Origin of the sequence: Ottowia caeni (genome assembly GCF_050821495.1) — a bacterium.
GTDB lineage: Bacteria > Pseudomonadota > Gammaproteobacteria > Burkholderiales > Burkholderiaceae_C > Ottowia > Ottowia caeni.
Map to the genome: position 1 here is coordinate 2,054,977 of NZ_CP151080.1, position 21,877 is coordinate 2,076,853.

22 protein-coding genes and 1 pseudogene are annotated in these 21,877 nt (G+C 57.4%); 13 read left to right on the plus strand and 10 right to left on the minus strand.

Annotated features, from left to right (window positions below; genetic code table 11):
- Window positions 1–18 precede the first annotated feature (18 nt).
- Complete coding sequence (locus AAAK34_RS09970) at window positions 19–1,320, minus strand: FAD-binding oxidoreductase (protein ID WP_231694884.1); 1,302 nt, start codon at window positions 1,318–1,320, stop codon at window positions 19–21.
- Between the two features lie 156 nt (window positions 1,321–1,476).
- Between AAAK34_RS09970 and AAAK34_RS09975 the strand changes: the two genes are divergently transcribed.
- Both AAAK34_RS09975 and AAAK34_RS09980 read left to right on the plus strand, forming a co-directional pair.
- The gene (locus tag AAAK34_RS09975; protein WP_231694883.1) at window positions 1,477–2,361 is read left to right on the plus strand and encodes a decaprenyl-phosphate phosphoribosyltransferase; all 885 of its coding nucleotides are present in this window, start codon (window positions 1,477–1,479) and stop codon (window positions 2,359–2,361) included.
- Between the two features lie 29 nt (window positions 2,362–2,390).
- The gene (locus AAAK34_RS09980) at window positions 2,391–2,801 is read left to right on the plus strand and encodes a divergent PAP2 family protein (protein WP_231695172.1); all 411 of its coding nucleotides are present in this window, start codon (window positions 2,391–2,393) and stop codon (window positions 2,799–2,801) included.
- Between the two features lie 56 nt (window positions 2,802–2,857).
- Here the strand turns inward: AAAK34_RS09980 and AAAK34_RS09985 are convergent, their stop codons facing one another.
- The 4 genes and pseudogenes from AAAK34_RS09985 to AAAK34_RS10000 all read right to left on the minus strand — a co-directional run.
- Window positions 2,858–4,633: a glycosyltransferase family 39 protein gene (locus AAAK34_RS09985; protein WP_231694882.1), complete on the minus strand. Its 1,776-nt coding sequence runs from the start codon at window positions 4,631–4,633 to the stop codon at window positions 2,858–2,860.
- Entirely contained in the window at window positions 4,630–6,786 is a 2,157-nt protein-coding gene (locus AAAK34_RS09990) for a DUF2298 domain-containing protein (RefSeq protein WP_231694881.1), read from the minus strand. Before AAAK34_RS09990 ends, AAAK34_RS09985 begins: the two co-directional genes overlap by 4 nt.
- 11 nt (window positions 6,787–6,797) lie before the next feature.
- Window positions 6,798–8,699: a DUF2298 domain-containing protein gene (locus AAAK34_RS09995; RefSeq protein ID WP_431777980.1), complete on the minus strand. Its 1,902-nt coding sequence runs from the start codon at window positions 8,697–8,699 to the stop codon at window positions 6,798–6,800.
- Between the two features lie 2 nt (window positions 8,700–8,701).
- A pseudogene (locus tag AAAK34_RS10000) lies at window positions 8,702–9,202 on the minus strand (DUF2298 domain-containing protein); the annotation flags it as partial.
- Between the two features lie 368 nt (window positions 9,203–9,570).
- On the opposite strand from AAAK34_RS10000, the gene AAAK34_RS10005 reads away from it, so the two are divergent.
- The 5 genes from AAAK34_RS10005 (at window position 9,571) to AAAK34_RS10025 (ending at window position 12,940) form a co-directional block, all read left to right on the plus strand.
- Window positions 9,571–10,608 (plus strand): glycosyltransferase family 2 protein, encoded by a 1,038-nt coding sequence (locus AAAK34_RS10005; RefSeq protein ID WP_231694879.1) that lies wholly within the window; start codon window positions 9,571–9,573, stop codon window positions 10,606–10,608.
- Between the two features lie 28 nt (window positions 10,609–10,636).
- On the plus strand, window positions 10,637–11,047 hold the full coding sequence (locus AAAK34_RS10010) for a GtrA family protein (RefSeq protein ID WP_431778012.1): 411 nt from the start codon (window positions 10,637–10,639) through the stop codon (window positions 11,045–11,047).
- Window positions 11,044–11,298, plus strand: a complete 255-nt coding sequence (locus AAAK34_RS10015; RefSeq protein ID WP_431777981.1) for an NAD(P)-binding protein — start codon at window positions 11,044–11,046, stop codon at window positions 11,296–11,298. The genes AAAK34_RS10010 and AAAK34_RS10015 overlap by 4 nt, the downstream gene beginning before the upstream one ends.
- On the plus strand, window positions 11,298–12,371 hold the full coding sequence (locus tag AAAK34_RS10020) for an FAD-dependent oxidoreductase (protein ID WP_431777982.1): 1,074 nt from the start codon (window positions 11,298–11,300) through the stop codon (window positions 12,369–12,371). Before AAAK34_RS10015 ends, AAAK34_RS10020 begins: the two co-directional genes overlap by 1 nt.
- 173 nt (window positions 12,372–12,544) lie before the next feature.
- Window positions 12,545–12,940, plus strand: a complete 396-nt coding sequence (locus AAAK34_RS10025) for a hypothetical protein (RefSeq protein WP_231694876.1) — start codon at window positions 12,545–12,547, stop codon at window positions 12,938–12,940.
- A gap of 109 nt (window positions 12,941–13,049) precedes the next feature.
- On the opposite strand, the gene AAAK34_RS10030 is transcribed toward AAAK34_RS10025, so the two are convergent.
- The 4 genes from AAAK34_RS10030 to AAAK34_RS10045 are packed head-to-tail and all read right to left on the minus strand — an operon-like array spanning window position 13,050 to window position 16,061.
- Window positions 13,050–13,856 carry an IclR family transcriptional regulator gene (locus tag AAAK34_RS10030; RefSeq protein WP_231694875.1) on the minus strand — a complete coding sequence of 269 codons (807 nt, stop codon included), beginning with the start codon at window positions 13,854–13,856 and terminating at the stop codon, window positions 13,050–13,052.
- A gap of 5 nt (window positions 13,857–13,861) precedes the next feature.
- Window positions 13,862–14,680: an arginyltransferase gene (locus tag AAAK34_RS10035; protein WP_231694874.1), complete on the minus strand. Its 819-nt coding sequence runs from the start codon at window positions 14,678–14,680 to the stop codon at window positions 13,862–13,864.
- Window positions 14,667–15,440: a leucyl/phenylalanyl-tRNA--protein transferase gene (aat, locus tag AAAK34_RS10040; protein ID WP_231694873.1), complete on the minus strand. Its 774-nt coding sequence runs from the start codon at window positions 15,438–15,440 to the stop codon at window positions 14,667–14,669. Before aat ends, AAAK34_RS10035 begins: the two co-directional genes overlap by 14 nt.
- 39 nt (window positions 15,441–15,479) lie before the next feature.
- Complete coding sequence (locus AAAK34_RS10045) at window positions 15,480–16,061, minus strand: NUDIX hydrolase (RefSeq protein ID WP_231694872.1); 582 nt, start codon at window positions 16,059–16,061, stop codon at window positions 15,480–15,482.
- A 175-nt stretch (window positions 16,062–16,236) separates the two neighbouring features.
- Between AAAK34_RS10045 and AAAK34_RS10050 the strand changes: the two genes are divergently transcribed.
- Window positions 16,237–16,926 (plus strand): OmpA family protein, encoded by a 690-nt coding sequence (locus AAAK34_RS10050; protein ID WP_431777983.1) that lies wholly within the window; start codon window positions 16,237–16,239, stop codon window positions 16,924–16,926.
- Between the two features lie 31 nt (window positions 16,927–16,957).
- Here AAAK34_RS10050 and AAAK34_RS10055 read toward each other — a convergent pair whose 3' ends face one another.
- On the minus strand, window positions 16,958–17,260 hold the full coding sequence (locus AAAK34_RS10055) for an antibiotic biosynthesis monooxygenase family protein (protein WP_231694870.1): 303 nt from the start codon (window positions 17,258–17,260) through the stop codon (window positions 16,958–16,960).
- Between the two features lie 80 nt (window positions 17,261–17,340).
- On the opposite strand from AAAK34_RS10055, the gene maiA reads away from it, so the two are divergent.
- The 5 genes from maiA to AAAK34_RS10080 all read left to right on the plus strand — a co-directional run bounded on the left by maiA (window position 17,341) and on the right by AAAK34_RS10080 (window position 21,782).
- On the plus strand, window positions 17,341–17,982 hold the full coding sequence (gene maiA, locus AAAK34_RS10060; RefSeq protein ID WP_231694869.1) for a maleylacetoacetate isomerase: 642 nt from the start codon (window positions 17,341–17,343) through the stop codon (window positions 17,980–17,982).
- Window positions 17,982–18,773 carry a peptidoglycan editing factor PgeF gene (gene pgeF / locus AAAK34_RS10065; RefSeq protein ID WP_231695171.1) on the plus strand — a complete coding sequence of 264 codons (792 nt, stop codon included), beginning with the start codon at window positions 17,982–17,984 and terminating at the stop codon, window positions 18,771–18,773. The genes maiA and pgeF overlap by 1 nt, the downstream gene beginning before the upstream one ends.
- 342 nt (window positions 18,774–19,115) lie before the next feature.
- Entirely contained in the window at window positions 19,116–20,126 is a 1,011-nt protein-coding gene (locus AAAK34_RS10070; RefSeq protein WP_231694868.1) for a DUF2157 domain-containing protein, read from the plus strand.
- Window positions 20,110–20,316 (plus strand): hypothetical protein, encoded by a 207-nt coding sequence (locus AAAK34_RS10075; protein ID WP_431777984.1) that lies wholly within the window; start codon window positions 20,110–20,112, stop codon window positions 20,314–20,316. The genes AAAK34_RS10070 and AAAK34_RS10075 overlap by 17 nt, the downstream gene beginning before the upstream one ends.
- A gap of 11 nt (window positions 20,317–20,327) precedes the next feature.
- Entirely contained in the window at window positions 20,328–21,782 is a 1,455-nt protein-coding gene (locus AAAK34_RS10080; RefSeq protein ID WP_431777985.1) for a GDYXXLXY domain-containing protein, read from the plus strand.
- Window positions 21,783–21,877 lie beyond the last annotated feature (95 nt).

A 21,877-nucleotide genomic window follows, 5' to 3' on the forward strand; every position in this document is an offset into this window, starting at 1 on the left:
AGTCATTCATTCAGTCAGTCAACTTCCCATCAAACGGCGGGAGAGGCCAGAACTGATGCCAGGATCCCGGTACTTTGCAAATTCTCCCAGGCGCGTGTAGCCGGCCTCAAATAGCTCTCTGGGCATGCGTGCATCTTTCGCTGGATAAAGGCGCCCTTTGGCTTCGCGCACGATCGCGTCGAGCCTCTCGAAAAGCTGGTGTGTCCGGACTCCCTGGTTTGGAAAATCGAGAGCCAGGGTCACCCCTGGCTGGGGAAAACTCAGCATCCCGACAGGCTGGCGGTTACCAAAGGTCTTCAGTACCCCAAGGAACGAGCCATTCCCAGAACGCGCAATTTCATTCAGCACGGCCTGAACAACGTCTTGGCCGATTTCGCGTGGCACCAGACACTGATACTGAAAAAACCCCTTTGGTCCGTATACACGGTTCCACTCCAGAAGATGGTCGAGTGGATAGAAAAAACGCTCGTAATGCAGAACGGCGCGTCCCGCCAGCCACTTCTCAAGATGGTAGTAGGCCAAGTTGAAGGCGCGCACAGACAGTGGATTAACCAGGGAAACGGGAGGCATGAAAGGCATGGTCAGCATTCGGCCCCCAGGTGCCGGGCGCTTCACCTCTTGTGCGCTATTGCCGCGCATGAATATGCCGCGCCCCCTGCCTGGCCTGGTGCAATCGACCCAGGACACCGTGTGTTCCCAATCCGCTTCAGATTCATCCGCCAAGCGGAAAAATTCACCAAGATGGGCGTAGGGGATCGATTCCGTTTCTAGCCATGGGCCCGGTACTCGGCTCAGCTGGAGTTCGGCATGGGTGATCACCCCAGTGAGCCCTAGGCCGCCCACAGTCGCGGCGAACCAATCGGCCGCCTCATGGGGTCCGCACGGTATCACCTCGCCATGGGTGCGTACAAGCGCAAGACTTTGAACGTGATCCCCGAAGGACCCCTTCAAATGATGGTTCTTGCCATGGACGTCGTTGGCGATGGCGCCGCCCAGAGTGATCAACTGGGTGCCCGGTGTGACGGGCAGCATCCAGCCGCGAGGGGTCACCAGTCGCTGAATGTCCCTCAGCAACACGCCAGACTCACACACCAGGCGTCCGGTGCAGTGGTCGAAAGAAATGAAATGGTCAAGACCGGTGGTCACCCAAAGGGCGCCTTGCGGGTTCAGGCAGACGTCACCGTAACTGCGCCCCATGCCATAGGCCAACCCTGGCAGTGGCCCATCGCGGACGATGCGATTGATTCTGGACGGGTCATAAAGATCCGTCACGTGATGAGGATCTGCGCTAAGGCGCCCCCAGGACGCCATGCGCTTCATGTGGTCTCCGCGAGCAAAAAAACGTATAAGTTGGAAACGATTCCAAGTATAACGAGGTGATTCTGAAAGTATTCAAGCTGGAAACGGCTCCAAGTTCAATACCATCGCCAATCAAACGCTATTCAGTCGCTATTCCATCGCTAATGGTAAGAATTAATGAATGATGCCGTAGTGAACCGCACGCCTCTAGCAATACTGCTAGGCCTGATCAGGCTGATGCGGCCAAAGCAGTGGGTCAAGAACGGCTTTGTGCTGGGGCCGCTGATATTTTCTGGTGCATTTCTGGACGCCGTGGCCATCTCGCAAGCGTTGTTGGCGTTGGTATTGTTTTGTGTCGCTTCCTCGGCAACGTGCGTCATTAACGACATTCAAGACATTGAGAGGGATCGTCGCCACCCAAGAAAATCCAGAATTCGGCCCTTGGCGGCAGGGCTGGTTTCGGTGCCCTCGGCCCTATGGCTGCTGGCAGTTCTCTATGGCGTGCTGGTTTTGGGCTGGTTTGTGGCCCCGAGGGTGGTCATGGTCATTGTGGCCTACCTGGTGTTGAATCTGGCCTACACGTTCATGCTTAAGCACCAGCCCGTCGTCGACATTTTTACAATTGCCATTGGCTTCGTCCTGCGCGTCTATGCGGGCGCCATGGCACTGGACGTCCCCGTTTCCTCCTGGATGTTCATCACTACCCTTTGCCTGGCGCTGTACCTGGGAGCGATCAAACGGCGCCAGGAACTCAGCCAAAGTGGCTCGGAAGGTCGGGAGGTGCTTAAAAAATACTCAGTGTCGCTGGTCGATCGGTATGCAGAGATGTCAGCAACCGGGGCGCTACTTTTCTACAGCATGTTCGTGATGTCAGCCAGCCCCGAGTTGGTCATCACCATACCCCTGGTGCTGTTTGGCCTGTTTCGCTATTGGTACGTGGTAGAGACCCTTGAAGGGGGCGAGTCTCCCACGGATGCGCTGCTGGCTGACTGGCAGTTGTTGCTGACGGTCATGTTGTGGGTGGCCACCTGTGTCTGGGCGCTATGGCCGGCCAGAGGATGATGCAAAACTGGGTGATGCAAAACTTCATCATGGACTACTCTTACGCCCTGACTCCCTTTCTCACTTGGCTCGTCGCAGGGCTGCTGAAGTTTCTCGTCAACAGCATCAAGTCCGACAGGCTCCTGGTGGGCTACGGTGGCTTGCCCAGCAACCATAGTGCCATGGTCACCAGCATGGCCATGCTCATCGCCCTCAAGGAAGGAATAGGGCACCCGGCGTTCGGCGTCGCCCTTACTCTGGCCTTTATCGTCATGCTGGATGCCTACAGCCTGCGCAGGCAGGTGGGAAAGCACGCGGTGGCTATCAACAAGATGGCGGTCTCATCTGCAGATCACCAGGCGCTTCGTGAGCGCATGGGTCACACCGGATTAGAAATTTTGGCAGGTGTTGTGGTGGGTGTCACGGTGGCCGCCGCTGTGAATGCGATCTTGACTGGATGATCCTGGGATGATGCTTAACTCCCCCTCACACATTGCGGGTACTCAAGGCTTGACGGCTACAGGCGGCCTGGGATCAATTCCCGAATAACGCCCCCGCCGTGCGGGTTCCAGGCGGGCTGAGGCAATTCAAGAGCGCGCAGCTCCCTGGCGACCTTTTCTAACGAGAAGGTGGGTGACTTCTGGTAGATCAGCACGCGCGGATGGTCATAGACCTTGAATGCTTCCTCCGCAAGGTCGTCTCGAATAATCAGTCCTCCCAGCCTAGGGTACGAGCTGATGTCGGCGACCAGGCGAAACCCGGCGGAGCCATCAAAGAGCATTTCGTAGTAGCGAATGGCGACGGGGAAAGAATCTGGCAGCCTCGCGACCGATGCATAGCCTCGCTCACTGGCAATAATCAGATACTCCACAGAAGCGAGCTGCTGCAGCAAACGTTCCCGCTTCTCTGGGGTTTCAGGGGCCACTGGCTCAAGTTCTAAACGCTTGAATTTTTCGGCATCAAAGCCGGGTAGTCTTAGTGGCAAGGCGTCGTCCCAATGCTCGACACCAATCACAGAGCCAGGCGGAACATGCTCATGAATCCACTTGCTCGCTGAAACCCGGGTCATGGGTGATCTATAGATTGAGGAAAATGCATAAGCCCACAAAAGACTGGCGCCTACCACCGCGATCACCGGCATAGCCCTCCAAGGCAGAGCTACCCTGACACGCAAGGACGTATCTAGCGCGTGAGCGGCCAAAATTGCCAAGACCGGATAGGCGGGCAACAGATACCGCATGCTCTGCACATGCAGCACAGAAACCGAGGCGAACACGGAAACGAGCCATACAAGCACCACAACGAGCGCATCATCTACATGTTTCCGGCACCTGCTCAGGGTCATGACCATACCGACTGTTGCCGCCACGAACAGCGGAAGACCCACACCGAATAGGGCCAGATTCTGCAGAGGGTAGATCAGTGGCGTGCGATCTATCCATTGAAAACTGGGCGGAAACCAGGCCTCCACTTTGTGGGTCTCGCCCAGAATGCGAAATGCCTCCAGGAAACGGGGATCCAGGGAAACGATGCCCGAAAACGCATACGGGTTGAGGATGCGGAAAACGAGCGCTGCCGATGCCAGCGCTGCTAGAACAATCGACATGCCGCTGCGCCATCCGCGCCTTCGAAAAATCACCCAGCCCGCAGTGAGAATGACCGCCGTGAATGACAAGGCGCTGAGCTTTGATGCCAGAGCACACCCCCACCAGCCGCCCATGGCCGCAGCGGTTTTCAGCTTCGTGTCGCGGACTACATCCACCGCACGTCCCAGCGCTAGAGTCAGGAACAGACACAGAAAAGGATCGACCGCGAAAAAATTGGACAACTGAATTGGCAACACCATGAACCCGTACAGGCTTGCTGCAAGCCAGGCAGCTCGATCAGTGAACAGTTTCCGGGTTAAGAAAAATACCGAAAGCAAGACAGCCACATCGGTCAGGGTGGCGAGAACTCTTCCTGGAAAAGCCAGCCCAAAATGACCCAGAGGAATGCTGAGATCTGTAAAGGCCTTGCCGAGAAAAACTGGCAGGTTGCCGTATACATAAAACGTAACGCCTGGAATGTTGAACGGATTCAAAGGGGACGAGGCACTATCGAAGTAAACGCCCAGTGATGGCGGCCACGCCACCTGAGAGATCAGCATGAGGAGAAAGCGCTCGTCCGGATGCTGAAGGGTGCCCGCATCAAAATCCAGACCCATGAGGCGAAAGCCCAAGGACAGCCCTAACATAGTGAGCGCCAATGCTGCGCTCACAGCCGGCATCCAGCGCTGTGCGTCGGCGAGCTTCATTGACACAGACCCTCCTCAGTTTTTACGCTGTCATCTAGCCGCACCAGGTAACTTTTCTGCATCTGGAAAACCACTTCCCCCAGTCCTTTTAGAAGGGCGTCATCAAGATGGGGGTAGGTTTCTCGTTCGAGATCTCCAACGTACAAATAATCCGCCCCCAGTTTGTGGGCCATGTTCTGCGCACAGTTCATTTGCCTGGCCTCGTAGACCTGGCGAATGGTTTGCCCGATCTGGTCGACTGAGGTTCGACCTGTTTCATAGATTCGCTTGCGTGTCGCATGCCAATCCTGCTCATGGTCGGGGTAGGCGAATCTCCAGGTCCATTGGTGAGTGGGCCAGTTGGCTGCGTTGATCGCTCCGCTGAACACACCTATTCGGCCTGCATAGGTATAGGATTCGCCGACCGCCTCCAGTACCACGGGTCTGCCTTGTTCATGCTCGCGCAACCATTGGATCGCCTCATGATCGGCAACGCTTCGCTTGCTGATGAAGTTGCCTCCATCAAGGTTCAGTTGCTTGAACGCAGCTGTTCCCGGCAACGCAAACCGAGCCAGCTGCCTGAATGCTTCGAGCGGGAAAATCATGCTCGCAATAAAACACACCCCTGCCAGCATAGCCAGTGTCCTGCTCTGCTTCGCGGACCAGGCCTCATGAACCAGCACGGCTGCCGCAAGCGCCAGCAACATCCAGGCATGAAAGCCAAACTTGAAAACCGTGTTGACACGGAAATACCGGGGATTCACGACATGGAAAAGATCTCGGAAATAAAAGAGCTCGGTAAACGTGATGAGCAGCAGTCCGGTCAGCGCCAGCGCGGCAGAAAAACGTAAGGAACGCTTGACAGCCAGAGCACGCGCGCCGAGCAGGCCGGCCGCTGCCAACGCTGGTGCAAGCAAACTTCCCCAGAACAGAATCAGGAAAAGTGCATCGGAAGGGTATTGCGCCAACCCCTGCAGTTCAGCCATTTTCACGAAAGAGGGCGCAAATCCAATGCCCGTGACTGGACTGACAAAGTTGGAAAAAAACGGCCCATACAGAATGAATGGGCTGATGGCGGTCATCGCGAGAAACGAAGACCTGCGAATCACAACCGACCTCCACGGCTGGGCGGATTCATGAATTTTCCGTATCCCCTCCACCACCACCATCAAGGCAAGCAGAGCCCCAAGGGTCATGAAGTCCCAGGCATGTATGACGGCGCCAAGAGCCAGTGAAAAAATGAGCAGTGATCCAAGCTGCCAACTCCAGCGCTTCAGGCTCGCCCACTGCCACATGATGAAGAGCGTGGTCAGAAAGAAAGGAATGCTGATGACGTGAGGATGAAGATCACCCAGAAAGAACGAGTACCCCGGCATCTCATTGATGGTGTAGGACGGATCCAGCACCCGGGTAGCCTTCGGATAGGGGCAATGGGTTTCAAGTGCGAGACCTTCGAGTCCAGCCGATGCCATGCATGACGCGTAATGGAGATTTCCTCCCAGCATCACCAATGCCGATGCAAAGAGGCCGGCGTTGTGTGATCGTGTCATCACGCGCACTATGGCGTAGCTCAGTTGCAGACAGGTGGAGAACCACAGCCCCAACAGCAGGTTGTACCCCAGCGGTTCGGCGATGCCTGTAAGTCGCAGGAGCAGCGCCAGCGGAACATAGCCAAAGTAGTAGTAATTGACGCTCAGGTCGGCGCGCCAAAAATCTGCATACGGAAATGACTCTGCCCTTGCCGCGCCGCTCAACAAGGCCAGGTCCATGAATTTCTCAGTGGACTCCAGCTGTGCAGAAGCGGCACGAAACACCAAGTAGCCGATCAGAAGGGCGACAGCTGCCAATTCATTCCGAGCAATTTTTCGGCCACCTGGCCAGGAGATCCTGCCAATACGTGTCTGCCGCGCAAGCCACCAGGCAGCCAAAGCCACCATGACCAGCCATGCGCCAAGAACGGCCTGGTTCGAAGCATAAGGAAAGGCTTGGAGAGTGGTCCCCCACCACAACAGCGTGGCAAACAAGCCGAGCCCCAGCATCTTTCCAGTGACAATGTGCCCCAGCCGGATCTCGCGCACACCAGCCAGCGACCACAGGGCCACGCCGATGGTCCCGAAGATGCTGAACACAGCGTAGAGTGCCACGCCTGCAAATAGCTGTTCAAACAGAGGCAATAGATGGCTCCTCAATCATCGGAAATCTCAGTTTTTTTCGATTTCTGCACTATGCCAAGCGCACTTCTGTGGTGGATGAACGCTTGTGTGAAATATATCGTCGTCGAACCGCTCGTGAACACGGGCTCCAGGCAGCCGCTTTGTACCGCCCCAGGAAATTGCTCGAACATGGCAGGGTGCATGATGCGCTCCAGCTGACCGGCATAGACAATATCAATTGAATGCCCCCGATAAAGTGCGCAGGCCTCTTGCGGTGTGCGCGGTGACCATAAGGCCGCGTGCAGCCTCGCACGCGCGGCCACACGTGTTGGATCGCGTTGCTCGGGTTCATGCAGCCCATTGAGTCCGCTCAATCCCGTCAGGCTCGCGATGCGGGTGCCGAAATGGCGGTAATAGTCGACTTGAGACGACTCAAGGATCAAGGCATGGCCTAGTACATGCTCGTTGAGCCATCTTATGGCGGTCCAATCCTCTTTGAGGTGAATTGACGCGCTGTCTGGGGTGGGCTTGAAATCAGACACACGCATGAAGGCCAGTGCATCGAGCGTTGGAGTCAAGTTTTTAGCGCCCTGGATGCGGGCCTCCATCCGCGCTGCGGTACCCCACAGGGGAAATACCAGACTTGCAATGCAAAGGGCTGCCAGCGGCAAGACCCAGAGACGACCCAACACTCCGGCTGAGGTTGCCAAGTGGATCACGCGTGGCCATGCCAGCGAGACGGCAAGCATGAGCAACAGCCAAGCATGAATGGAAAACTTGAATACCGTATTCATGCGGTAGTGATCCGATCCATCCAGGAAGTCCCGCACGTAAACGAACTGCAAGCCTGCCAGCAAGAGAAGCCCGGTCACCAGCATCAGTCTGAAGAAGCTTTCGTTCGCATCTGTGGAAGATGATCTTCCTGTCAGAACGATTGCCAGACTGAGAAGAAACAGGCTTAAGGCAGCAACGAACCAGCCCGTGAATGCGGGCGCCAGTGCAATCAAGGCTGCGATCAGCAAGGCTCGACGAACTGATGGGTGCCCCCTGCCGTCCAGAAAAATGGCGCTGCCGAGAACAAACAAAGGCAAAGCCCATACCTGGATCCATTGCAGCGGATCATCCGGAACAGGGACGAAACCCAGGCCAGAGACACCGGTTGGCTGGTATTGGAAGCTGAAGGGCGCGAAAAATGCCCACGCGAGGGCCAGGCACCCGAGCGCCATGGAGACACGAATCAAGAATACACGCGTGTTTGCAAGGCCACGCCCCGCTTGGAAAATAACGACCGCCAGCAATCCGAACGCTGTCGGCAGGTCCCAGGGGTTGATGCAGGCGAGGGCGCCAAGTACCCACGTGGGCAACAACAATACCTTCAAGGAGGGTTGGTACTCCTGCGCGCGCAGGGTGCCCAGCAAAAGTGCCAAAAAGGCGAGAAAAAATGGAATGGAGATCACATGCGGATGCAGATCCCCAAACAGGAAGCTCCAATAGGGAAACTCCGTGATGGTTCCCTGCACTACCCGACTCGGTTGCCAGAAATCATAGTTCCAGCCTCCGCTGGCAGAACCGGAAAAAAACTGCAGGAAGCCGGCCGGATTTCCCAAGACACACACCAATAAGGGTGCCAACAGTGACAATCTGGCTGTTCGCCCGAAGTCGGATGGAAAACTTCGGTGAAACCAGGAAAGCGCTATGGCATAGGCGTTGAGCACGCTCAACGCAAAGAGGGTGGGTATGGCAAGTGTGAAAGCAATTTCCGGGCGAAATCCTCCAAGCTTGGCCAAGAAAGCCACCAGATACAGACCGAAGTAATAGTAATTGATGGTTTCGCCGGAAAAATGCGGGTCCGCAGGCGGTAGCTCTGCGCTTCGCAGAATACTGTTGAGGTAGGCAAACTCCATGGTCTTTTCACCCCCAGGAACGGGTGCCAAAGATCGGGGTTGTGCATTCGCACCAAAATGAACCCAAGCAGAGCCACGGCGAATAATGCTTCGCCGCAGAGAACGATTCGCCAGTGCTGGCGCAGGAAGGCCACGGTTTGATGGCGTTGCCGCCATGCAATGACCGTGCAAGCCAGGACAAGAAAAATGGAGACGGCCCAAATATGGCCAACTGTGTTTCCACGAGGGGACAAACTGCCCAGCCACCACGCGATCCAGCCCATCAACAGCCAAGCCAGCGTTCTCACAAGCAGAAACCCCGCTCCGTCAAGCGGCTTGAGCAGGCGGCTGAACAGCGGCCAAGCGAGCCAACCGGGCAAGGTCAGCATCAACCACCAAAAAAGGATTGAAAGCGGCGCGCAGTGCAATGAGTTCCCGCTCCAGCCTACCCATTCGTCGGCAGGCCATTCACGCACTGCCCTGATGGTCTCACCCCACCCGAAAGTGGGAATCAGCCATGCCGCGGTCCCAGCAGAAAGCAGGCGCGCTGCCATCGCCAACCGCCCAGCAAGCTGGTGTGGCAGCACAGATCCAGATGCACCTGCGTCATTTTCGGTCAAGGTGCTTAACCTGTTTTTTTATTGCACACAAGAGGAATGAGTGTATATCCGTACCTGACGAGAAGGGGGTTGTATCCAACCGACAAGTAGCCACTTCCATAAACCGTGGATTCAAACATCATGGGGTTGGCGCAATAGGTGACGGGTTCTGTTGCATTGACCAAGAATCCGCCAGTCAATGGAACTTGAGAAAATAAAAACGCGACTATATTCGGGAGTAAAGAACGCGCTTGTAGATGGCGGGGTGCAAAGGGCATTTTTGTGTCCCCTCGTCGGTTGCTCACCGAATGCCTGGAGACCAGATGCTAGAAAATCAGCAGTCGGAAAACGCTAGCCCAACATCAGCTGGACTGCCGCTGATTTCGTTTGTTCTGCCGGTTTTTAACGAGAGGGAAGTGCTGCCTGCGTTTCACGCTCGCCTGAGTGAAGCGCTCGTCCCATTGCAGGGCCGCTATCGCTTCGAACTGATTGCGGTTGATGACGGAAGCTCCGACGGGTCAACACAATGGCTGCAGCAACTTGCCGAGAACGACGACCGCCTGGTCGTTCTCGCCTTGTCTCGCAATTTTGGACAACAGGCTGCGATTACGGCTGGCCTGGATCATGCGGGCGGGGAAGCGGTGGTCATCATGGACAGCGATCTGCAGGATCCTCCAGAGATCGCCGTTGAGCTGATCAGGGCATGGGAGGCAGGCAACGTTGAAGTGGTCTACGCCACTCGTCTGACCCGGCGGGAAAACTATCTGAAGCGCCTTACAGCGAACGCTTTCTACCGGCTGTTCTCTGCATTGTCGGAAATTCCCGTGCCGCGAAATACAGGCGACTTCCGGCTGCTTGATCGCCGAGTTGTCCAAGCCATCGGTTGCATGCGCGAGAAAAACCGGTACATGCGTGGCCTGTCTGCCTATGCGGGCTTTCGCCAGACTGCGGTTGTGTTCGATCGCCCTAATCGGGCGGCGGGTACCACCAAGTACTCGATGACGCGCATGCTAAGGCTGGCATTCGATGCTATTTTCAGTTTCTCAACCGCCCCACTCAAGGCCATCATCTGGCTGGGGCTTGGCACTTTTATGATCAGTGCGCTGGGCATTGCCTACGCGATATTCATGAAGTTTGTATTCCCAGAGATCACCGTGTCAGGATGGACGCTGATGATCATTGCCATACTTTTTATTGGCGGTGTTCAGATGCTTTCAATTGGCGTGCTCGGCGCATACATTGGAAAAATTTACACTGAAGTGCAAGACCGCCCCATTTACATTGTTGCTGATGCCGCAAGCACCCGTGTCCGGCAGGCTGAACCTAAAACCGCACGCGGAATGAATGACGAGTCTGCCTAAGTCCGACACCCGCAACATGCGCTTGCTCATGCGCTGCCTGCCCAGCCGTCAATTCCTTGTCTATTCAGTCATAGGCGCGTGCGGCGCCTCCCTGGATTTTCTCGTATTTGCCATTCTGCTGAATGGGCTCGGCGCGCACTACCTGTTTGCCAACATGGTCGGTACGGTGGCCGGAATTGTCATGAGCTTCTTTTTGAATCGACACTTCAATTTCCGCCGGCATGATAGGCCGCTGCGTCGATTCGCCGCCTTCTTTGTCGTGGGTCTGCTCGGCCTTGGGCTGAGCTCCGTGTTGCTTTCTGTGGGCGTTGCTTTTCTGGGTTTTAGGGAATGGCCAGTGAAACTGTTCAGCATTGTGGTGGTTGCGCTGTTCCAATACGTCCTCAACCGCCGCTGGTCGTTCGCGCCTCGGCAAACTGCAGACCAAGGTACTATATGAGCGAAGGGCGCCGCATTGCAATTCTTGGCGGAGGGTACACCGGCATGGTGGCTGCTCACGATCTGTGCCGCAAGCACGACGTCACGCTCTATGAGCGCAGTCATTCGCTAGGAGGCCTGGCGGACGACTTCACCCTCCATGGAACCCCGCTCGAGCGCGCTTACCACCACTTGTTCCGAAGCGATAAAGACATCATTCAACTTGCCGAGCAACTCGGCATCGGGGGCAACTGCGATGGCTGCCTGCTCTGATGGAAATTTATCATGAAGGCTCGTTTCGGCCATTTTCTGGCGCGCTCGACCTGCTGCGCTTTTCTCCACTTTCGCTGCAGGCGCGGGTAAGACTTGGCTTTGCCATGTGGCGGCTTTCGCGCACAACCGACTGGCGCCGGTTTACCACCAAATCGGCCCGCACATGGCTGCTAGAAAATGCGGGCGAGGAGGCTGTTGCGGTCATCTGGGAACCGCTGTTGAAAGCCAAGTTTCATGATGCTTATCGCGACATCTCGATGGCTTGGCTCTGGGCTCGCATACATATCCGTTCGCGTTCTCGCACCAGTCTCGTCGGGCCTGAGCAACTAGGGTATTTTGCTGGTGGATTCGCCACACTGACGCGGGCGCTTGAAGAATCGATCCGTACAGGTGGAACGCATGTGCGCAATTCGACAGAGGTGTGCGCACTGCACAGACGGGAAGACGGCCGGATTGAGGTAGAGACTGCCAACGACAAAAATGCCTATGATCAGGTGCTGGTCACTGCCCCTTCGCCAGTATTCGCGCGAATGCTGTCAGCCGACGACGTGGCGACCGAGAAATACAGGCAAACTCTTGCGAGCACTCGCTACCTCGCGGCGATGACCCTCATATTCTCGTCCACGCAGTGCCTGACGGAGGCTTACTGGACGAGCATCGTCCAGCCAGATAATCCTTTTCTGGTGCTGGTACACCACACCGCACTGGTTGGAGCCAGCGAATTTGGCGGGCGATATGTGTACTATTTGGGTCAGTATCTTCCAGAAACTCATCCTGAGTTCATGGGAGAGGATGAGGCGGTCATTGAGCACTGGCTGAGCTGTCTGCGGCAGATGATTCCTGAATTCCGCCGGGAATGTGTGCAGGAATTGCGCCTTTTCAAATTTCGCTACGCCCAGCATGTGGTCACAACGGACCATGCCGCGAAGATTCCTGACATTCAGGGGCCCTGGGCCGGCTTGTATCTGGCAAACTTCAGTCAGACATTTCCAGAGGATCGGGGCACCAACTTCGCCATACGCGACGGACGTGCGGTGGCTGCATTAATGGATAAATTAATTCATTCCCATTAGTTTTGAGTGCTTGCCTTGCATATTGGATGTCTTGCAGAAGGGAAAAAAATCGCATAGACTACTTCAAGCTGTAGTTTGAGCGAGAGGCGGGTTTCGATCAGGGATATCGGTGGGGTGTTGCCGTAAACTTGGTTTATGCCAAATTGTTAGCGTTACCAGGAGTTGCCCTTGTGATGACATTCTCAGAAATTACCACTTTCCGCAAGGCAAAGCTCAGCCCGTCTTCCTTGTGCATGCTCCGCATGGTTTCATTTGTGCTGGCGCTCACGGTCGCTGCTCCGTCGGTATTTGCTCAGGCCACCCCAACGCCAACCGGGGTGCCGCCTACCCCAACGCCAACCACCATCCCGACGCCGACGGGTGTGCCAGCTACGCCAACGCCCACCTCAGTTCCTACCGGATCACCCACCTCCATTCCAACGGGGACCTCCATTCCGACGGCGTCTCCTACGCCGAGCGCCGAGGTGACCGCCATTCCGACAATGAGTTTCTACGGTACCGTTGTGCTTGGCGCGCTGATCATCTATTTTGTGATCATGCGGCGCCGCAAGAACACGACGGATTCTTGAGCTTTCAATAGGATCGAGTTGGCTCTGATTTCGGCGAGGGCGATTTAGCCTCAAGCGGGGAGAACGCTTGTGCAGTTCTGGCGCCTTGTGCGGCGGTTTGCGGCTGAAACTATAGGGTATGACCAGACGAGCTGCCTTTCGCAAGGTCACTTCCGAGTGCCGAAGAAATATGAGTGGCGGTTTGCTTGAGCTTAGGCAACCAGCTGTCATCCAGGCGATCGGCCGGTGCAGAAATTGAAAGCCCCGCTACCAGTTTGCCCTGATCATCGTAAATGCCTGCAGCCATGCAGCGCACTCCCATTTCCAGTTCTTCGTTGTCGAAGGCCACGCCGGATTGACGTGCTTTGATGAGTTCGCGTTCCAGGACGGGCAGTTGGGTGATGCTGTTTCGCGTCTGGCCGGGCAGACCGGTGCGTGTGGCATAGGCGCGAACGCGAGCCAGATCGTCGGCCGCCAGGAACAGCTTGCCAACCGATGTCAGATGCAGCGGCGCGCGACCGCCAATGGCTCGTACCACCTGCATGCCAGATCGCTCACTATAGGTGCGTTCAATGTAGACGATCTCATCGCTTTGGCGCACGCTGAGGTTGACCGGCTGCTGGATCAGCTTATGAAGCTCCCGCATGGGCTCCAGGGCCGCATCGCGAACGTTGAGCCGGCCCTTGACCAGATTTCCCAGCTCCAGCAGGCGCATTCCCAGTCGGTAGCTTCCAGCTTCCGGCCGGTCGACGAAGCGGCCAGCGGCCAGATCGTTGAGGATGCGATGGGTGGTGGAGGGGTGCAGACCTGTCAGCTCGCTGATCTGTTTGAGCGACATGGCCTCTTCACGCGAGGCCAGCACGTCGATCAGCGCGAATATGCGTTCGATCACCTGGATGGTCGGCGTGGTGTGGGCATCTGGATTGGACTTGCGCATGGGGGTCAGTTTCGCTTTAGGCGTGCATGAGTCGGTTCGGCCGTGCACTCGTGCGCGGGTGTCGCACTGGCGGCGGAGGTGGATAGCTGGCTTAGCCAGCGGTCACCCTGTAGCCGTTGGAAGGGGCGAAAACGCGCCTTGTATTCCATTTTTGGGCTGCCTTCGATCCAGTAGCCCAGATAGACGTAAGGCAAGCCCAGAAGAGCCGCCTGCTCAATTTGCCAAAGGACTCCGTAGGTTCCAAAACTGGCCTGGGGGCGTGGATCGTAGAAGGTGTAGACGGCCGATATGCCGTCGTTCATCAAGTCGATGATCGAAACCATTCGCAGTTCGCCCGGAGTATCGGCGCCCTCGGGGGAGGGATCACGGAATTCGACCAGCCTGGAATTGACGTGGCTTTGCAGCAGAAACTGGGTGTATTGGTCAACGCTGTCGTGATCCATACCTCCGCCGGCGTGGCGACCGGTCTGGTAGCGCAAATACAGCTGGTAATGCTCGGGCACGAAGCATAGCTTGAGTATTCGTGTTTGTAGTCCGGCATGTTGCGTCCGAGCCCGCCGCTGGCTACGGTCGGGCCGGAAGTCGGACACTTTGATGCGTATGGGAGTGCAGGCGTCGCAGCCATCGCAATAAGGCCGATACGTGAACATTCCACTGCGGCGGAAGCCGCGCAGCACAAGACCCGAGTAGACGTCGCTGTTGATCAGGTGACTGGGTGTGGCAACCTGGGAGCGCGCCTGACGGTTTGGCAGGTAGCTGCACGGGTAGGGTGCCGTGGCATAGAACTGCAGCGTCTGAAGCGGAAGATCCTTAAGATGCGTCACCGGTAGGAGAGGGGGATATCAACGTGTTCCAGTATACGGGCTGAAACCGCCAGGCAGGGGCGGGTTCCTGAGTGTGCTGCCGAACACGCTCCGCAAAATCAGCTCTGGACACCGGGGCAGCGCCCAGCGATGCCAGGTGTCTGGTAACTTGCTGACAGTCCACCAGCGGGATGCCATGCTGACGACAAAAAGCCACCAGCGCCGCCAACGCGATTTTGGAGCCGTCGCTGATTTCTGTGAACATGGATTCACCAAATACCGCGCGCCCGATTGCAACACAATACAAGCCAGCTACCAAGCGACCTTGAATCCAGGTTTCCACACTATGCGCATGGCCGGCCGCGTGAAGATCTTGATAGGCAGAAATGATCTCCGGACCTATCCAGGTGCCTGATTGTCCGGCACGGGGCGTGTTTGAGCAGGCGGCGATGACGCGGTCGAACGCCGCGTCGACTCGAATTTCGCAGTCATTGCTGGCGCGAAAGCGTTGCAGTGTCTTGCGGAACGATCGATGCAGGCGGAAAGAGGCCACATCAAGAACCATGCGGGGATCGGGGCTCCACCAAAGAATGGGTTCGCCTTCACTGAACCATGGAAAAATGATGGAGGAATAAGCGTTGAGAAGCGTCGGAGTGTCGAGCGCACCGCCCGCAGCCAGCAGGCCTGGAGCGGCCGAATCCGGGGGCCAAGCATGCGTCAGTGGCGGGAACTGATCACCGGGATGCAATACCGTCAGAGGAGGGTGGGATCTGGTTTGCACGTTCCAGGAGCCTGTCCGATTGGGAAATGGCAGGGGATACTAGGCAATATCAATGTCGTGGAAACCCCAACTCCCTCGACGGAGGTCGCTGAAGAAGCGCTTGAGGGTTTCCCTGACTGTGGTGAAAGCGATCTCGTCCCAGGGAATTTCCGCCTCGCTGAAAAGCTTGGCCTCTATGGTTTCATAGCCTGGGGAAAATTGATCGCTCAGCAATTTGGCCAGGTAGAAGACGTGGACCTGGCCTACGCGCGTCACGCTCATGGTGCTGAAAAACTGCCCCATTTCTATCTGGGCGCCAGCTTCTTCGTCGGTTTCGCGCGCCGCGCCCTGCGCAACGGTTTCACCCATCTCCATGAAGCCTGCGGGAAGCGTCCACATACCGAACCGGGGCTCGATGTTTCGCTTGCACAGGAGTACTCTATCTCCCATGTAGGGCACGGTCCCGACGACGATCAATGGGTTGACGTAGTGGATCACGCCACAGGCCGGACAGATGGCGCGCTCGCGAGTATCTCCGTCGTCGGGAAGGCGGTAGGTTACGGCGGTGCCGCAGTCGCGGCAATGCTTGATTGGTTTGCGCTGCATGTATTCAGCAGTGTAGCCGCCATGGGACCCAGCCATGCGACCCAGCCCTGCAACTGATGGGTCTTCACTTCAAATGCACCTCTGACTGCTGATCGGGCCACTGTCCTACAAGAGCGACGAAGGCAAGGGTATTAAATTAAATCCGGAACCGCTTGCGGGAGACAGCTCCCAGCACAAAAATCAACTGTTGAATAGAAAAAGGACAAATCGCATGAAACACACCAACTCTTTCACTCGCACACTGGTTCTTTCCGTAGGAGCATCTGCGGTATTGATGACTGGATGCGCCAACATGACTGAAACCCAGCGCAATACGGGCATTGGCGCTGGTATTGGTGCGGTGGCCGGCGGGCTGATAGGTGACGGCAGGGGCGCTGCCATTGGGGCTGGCGTGGGCGCGCTGGGCGGTTATGCCTGGTCCAGGTACATGGAGAACAAAAAGGCCGAAATGCAGCGCGCGACCGCTGGCACCGGGGTGCAGGTCACGCAGACGGCGGACAACCAGCTCAAGATCAACATCCCGAACGACATCTCATTTGCGGTAGGGCGCGCAGACATTCAGCCGGCTTTGCGACCCATTCTGGATCAGTTTGCCAATGGCCTGGGTGGTCAGCCGAATACAGAGGTGTTCATAGTCGGCCATACCGATTCGACCGGGAACGATGCGATCAACAACCCGTTGTCGGTGCAGCGCGCCAATAGCGTGCGCGACTATTTGGCAACGCGTGGAGTGGACACCCGGCGCGTGCGGACCGAAGGACGCGGTTCGCGCGAGCCGATTGCCAGCAATGCGAACGAAGCGGGCCGCGCCCAGAATCGCCGCGTTGAGATTTACCTGGCCGAAAGAGAGGTAGCGCAAACTGCCCCGATGCAGCCAGTCGGCATACCCGTTCAACGATGATCTTCAGCTGATCTTCAGCCGGCAGCGGCGTTCAAGCCGCTGCACCCAAGGCCTCGAAGTGCTCCACTTCCGGCGGGGCAGCAAAAAATGGCCCGATCATGCCGCGCCATTCTCCAAACAGGGGCGACTCGCGGAAGCCCTTGGTGTGATCTTCAAGCGTTTCCCACTGAACCTGCAACACGTAGCGCTCTGGCGATTCAATGCTGCGCCGAACCGTGGCGCCCTGGAAACCTTTGGCGCGCGAGATGACGGTCGCCATGGCTTTCTGAAGGGCTGCTTCAAACTCAGCTTGGCGGCCGTCTACGATGCGGAAGTCTGCAATTTCGAGAATCATGGGGTTTTCCTGGTGAGATGAGTCTGTTTTGAGGATCGAGAGCGTGTTCAACGCACCATGGGCGTTGTATTCTTGAGGGCATGAAACTCTACAACTACTTTCGCTCGTCTGCTTCATTTCGTGTGCGCATCGCGCTGAATCTGAAGGGGTTGCCGTATGAGTATGTGCCCATTCACCTGAGTAAGGGCGAGCAGAAGAACCCCGAGTTTGCCGCAATGACGGCCGAGCAGTTGGTCCCTATGCTTGAACTGGACAACGGACCGCGCCTTACGCAGTCGATGGCCATCATCGAGTATCTCGACGAAACGCACCCTGAACCCGCCTTGCTGCCTGCCGACTCGCTTGGTCGAGCGCGCGTGCGCGCCCTGTCACAGATCGTGGCTTGCGAAGTTCACCCGCTCAACAATCTGCGCGTGCTGAAATACCTGGTGCGCGACCTGAAAGTTGGCGAAGAGGACAAAAATGGCTGGTACAAGCATTGGGTAAGTTTGGGTCTTCAGGCGTTTGAGGGTCAGTTGCTTGCCTCTCCCCATTCAACCTATTGTCATGGTGAGACGCCTTCCATGGCAGACTGTTTGCTCGTCCCGCAGATTTTCAACGCCCAGCGCTTTGACTGCGACCTGACGGGGCTGACTCGCACCATGGGGGTTTTTGAGGCCTGCATGAAGCTGGAGGCTTTTCAGAAGGCTCAACCATCAGCTTGCCCGGATTTCGAGGCTTGATGTCGGGCAGTTGCGGCTGGATCGTTCCTGATTGGCCGGCGCCCGCGTGCGTTCGCGCTGTGTTCACTACGCGCGCCGGCCCGACGCCGGAACGGGGCGCCTCAGTCCCGCCCTGGAGTCGCTTCAATCTGGGTGATCATGTGGGCGATGATCCCGCCGCAGTGACGTCCAATCGCAGCGCATTGCGTGAGGTTCTGTTAGCGCGCCCCGTGTTCCTTCAGCAGGTGCATGGCACGAATGTGGCGCACCTTGATCTCGAGTCACCCGACGGTACGGTCGCAGATGCAGCGGTGACGTCGCGGCCGGGTCTGGCCTGCACGATCATGGTGGCTGACTGCCTGCCTGTGTTGCTCACAGATGCGGCGGGCCGGGCTATAGGCGCCGCGCACGCCGGGTGGCGTGGCCTCGCAGGTGGTGTACTTGAGCAAACTTTGACCGCCTTTTGTGATTTGAGCCGGACTCAAGCCCATGAAGTCATGGCATGGTTCGGCCCCTGCATCGGCCCTGGCGCGTTTGAAGTGGGTGCTGAAGTGCGAGAGGCCTTCCTTGCCGCAGATGAAGGGGCTGATGTCTGCTTTCAGGCGCTCAATGGGGGCAAATACCTGGCCGATCTGCCTGGCTTGGCGCGCAGGCGTCTGAAAGCAGTCGGAGTATCAGCAATTTATGGCAATGACAGTTCCAGCACCTGGTGTACCGTGAGCCAACCCAGCCAGTTTTTTTCACATCGCCGTGACCAGGGCACGCTTGGCACCACGGGGCGCATGGCCGCCTGTATCTGGCTTGCGCCCTGAACTCACCGCTTTTTGGCCCGATCATGGTGCCCGAACTCTCAAGAAGCATTCGGAAATTCAGGTTCTCGGACGCCTGAAGCCCGTCCGGCTCAGAATGCTGGTTAGCATTGGGTGAGTACTTTTGTATTTATGTGCTCAATCTTTAATCAATGTAAAAGAAGGCATTCCAGATCAATGACTTGCAACTGTCATACAGCGTTGGCCCAAGGTTATCCACACAATTGTCCAGTGTATCTAGGGATAACCCGAGGGTTTCGGGCACTCTGGGTGCTGCCATTCTGGCCTGCACTGAGGCATGCACCTGCGTGGATGGTCATGAATACGAAAGAGCTTCTCTGAACCATGGATACGCAGCTTTATCATGCCGCAGAGCGCATCGCTACCGAGCAACCGGCGAATGCTGCTTGGCGCGCTGACCTATACAAATGGGCTACTGAGCGGCCTGCCGACGAGCCTCTGGGCCAAGCCATGCGCCACGGTTTAATGTTGGTGGCCGCACTGCTGCTGGGTGCCGGGCTGATCTTCTGGATAGCTGCCAACTGGCCGATGCTGTCAAACGGTGTCAAGCTTGGTCTGATTCAGGCGGCATTGTTGGCGGCGCTGGCTGCTGCAGGCTTACTGCCGCCGGCACGTAACGCCGCCTTGCTTTGCGCTTTACTCGTCCTAGGCGGACTGTTGGCCTATATCGGCCAGACTTATCAGACTGGGGCGGACGCCTGGCAACTCTTTGCCGCCTGGGCTTTGCTGTCCATGCTCTGGGTAGTGATGGCGCGCAGCGAAATGCTGTGGACCGCATGGATTTTGATTGCAGCGCTGGCACTTGCGCTCTGGACAGGCCCGCTCGGGATCATGCGGCTGTTTGTCGACGGCACCAAACAAGGGGTCACTTCTACCGCAATGGCCATGATGACCTGGCTGCTTCTGGGCCTGATACCCGCACTGGTGGCGAGTTTGCCTTGGATTTCCCCAGGACGAGGTTCGGGGCGCTGGTCGCACCGCATGGCCTTGGGGTTGGCACTGGCCGCTTGGACATTCCAGGGGGTTGCCAGCCTCTTTGCGTTCCAAGGTGTTGCGGCCGCCTGGCTGATAGCGGCTTTTCTGGTCGGCGCGGTGCTCTGGCTGAGCCTGCGCGGCCGCTGGCGTGATCTGACCACTCTCACCTTGGGGTTGCTGGCGGCCAATGTACTGGTCATGGCGCTCGCTGCCCGTTTGCTGTTCAGTAACTCTTCCGATGTCGGCGGACTCCTGTTGCTGGGGGTGCTGGGCTTGGGGTGTCTGGGGGGCAGCGCGACCTGGCTATTGCGCCAACAGCAAACTTGGGCAACGGAGGTCAGGCATGAGTACACAACCTGAATGGCTGAGGCGTGCCCAGTCACAGGGCTGGTTATCAGATGCCTGGAAGCCGGTCGGAGATGCTGAGCCTTCTCCGCTCCTGGCTGCCCTGGTATTGCTGGGAGCGTTGGGGTGCAGTGTGCCGCTGCTGGGGTTTCTGGGGGTACGTTCGAAGAAGCCCTATTCAGAACCTCACTGGGCTACGTCGTAGGCGTCCTCAGCATGGCCGGGGCTTTGTGGGTGCTGCGCAGTGCGCATCACATCTTTGCAACCTGTCTCGCGTTGGAGCTTTTGGGCATGGGTTTGGCCCTGGTGGTGCTGCGCTGGCTGGACGATAGCGGGGGTGGCGATGCGGCTGCACTGGCTGCCAGCGTTTTCGTGATCGCGGTATTGCTGGCAAGCGCAATCACCATTTCTGAATTCTGGGTGGTCAGGCTGACAGGTTTTCTTCTTGCACCCGCCGTGCTCGTCGGGTTGGCTCTGGGTTTGAAGTTGCTGGGGCTGTCTGCTAGTCGCGCCATGGCGGTTTCACCGGCGTGGTTGGCGCTGGCAGCGGCACCTTGGGCATGGTGGTGTTGGCGTGAGGCACGTTGGCTGGGGAAGCCGCGGGCCGCTCGCCAAGCCGCGTTGGCCGCTGGATACGTCGCAAGCCTTCTCGTGCTCGCGGTGGGTGTGGGCGGGTGGATGCATACGCCGACATCTCTCGCTTCGCCAGCGGGAGTCAACGAACTCTGGAGCGGAGCTCATGCATGGCCCCGGTGGCTGTCTGTGTGGCTGGTGTTGGTCTCAGGCTGGGCACTGATGCGACGCTGGCGGGAAAATGGCAGACCTCACGATAGCGTGCGGACACTGCTATGGCTGGCATGCGCCCTACTGGCAGTTTGTTCATGGTTCAGTCCCGTATTGGGTGTTGTGACACTGGTGGCCGCCTTGGCTGCAGCGAGTGCGCGTTGGCGACTGTTTGCAGGCTGTGGGCTGGTGACGCTGGGTTTGCTGTCAGCGTTTTATTACAACCTGGCTTGGCCTTTGGCGGCCAAGGGTTTGGGGTTGGCGCTACTGGGGGCAGTGCTCGCGCTCTGTGTGCTGGTCACGAACCCGCGAGGGCGATCAGCGGCCTCGGCCACAGTACCAGGTTCGCGCCGCGGTGCTGCGTGGATCTTGCTAGGAGGCCTGATTGCCCTGGGCATAGCCAATGCAGATGTCTGGCGCAAGGAGGTCGTCATTGCCCAAGGCCAACGCATACTGGTGTCTCTCGTTCCAGTGGATCCGCGCTCTCTGATGCAAGGCGACTATATGCAACTAAGATTTGATATTCCGTCGCGGGTGCGTGAAGAGCTGGATCGTTTCAGTTCTAATTCGATTCAATGGTCCAAGCGGGCGGTTGTCGTGGCAAAACTCAGCGATCGGGGGCAGGCGCAATTGTTGCGATTGGCCGGCAGAGACGAACCCCTGAACCCTGGGGAAATCCTGTTGCCGCTGAAGCAGCTCAAGGGTGAATGGGTGCTTGTCACAGACGCTTACTTTTTCCCTGAAGGCCAAGGTGAGCGCTTTGTCAGTGCCAAGTTCGGCGAATTCCGTGTGCTGCCCGATGGGCGAGCCCTGCTGGTGGGGTTGGCAGATGCACAGGGACGAAGCATTGCCGCCAGTGCGTCTCTCAATCTGGAGCGCCCTCATTGAGGGTGCAACTCAAAGCGACAGCCTGGAATGCAGTCCGATGTGCGAGTCGCCTATTCGGGGAACGCCCAGTTTGCTGGGGCGCCAACTCCGCGTAT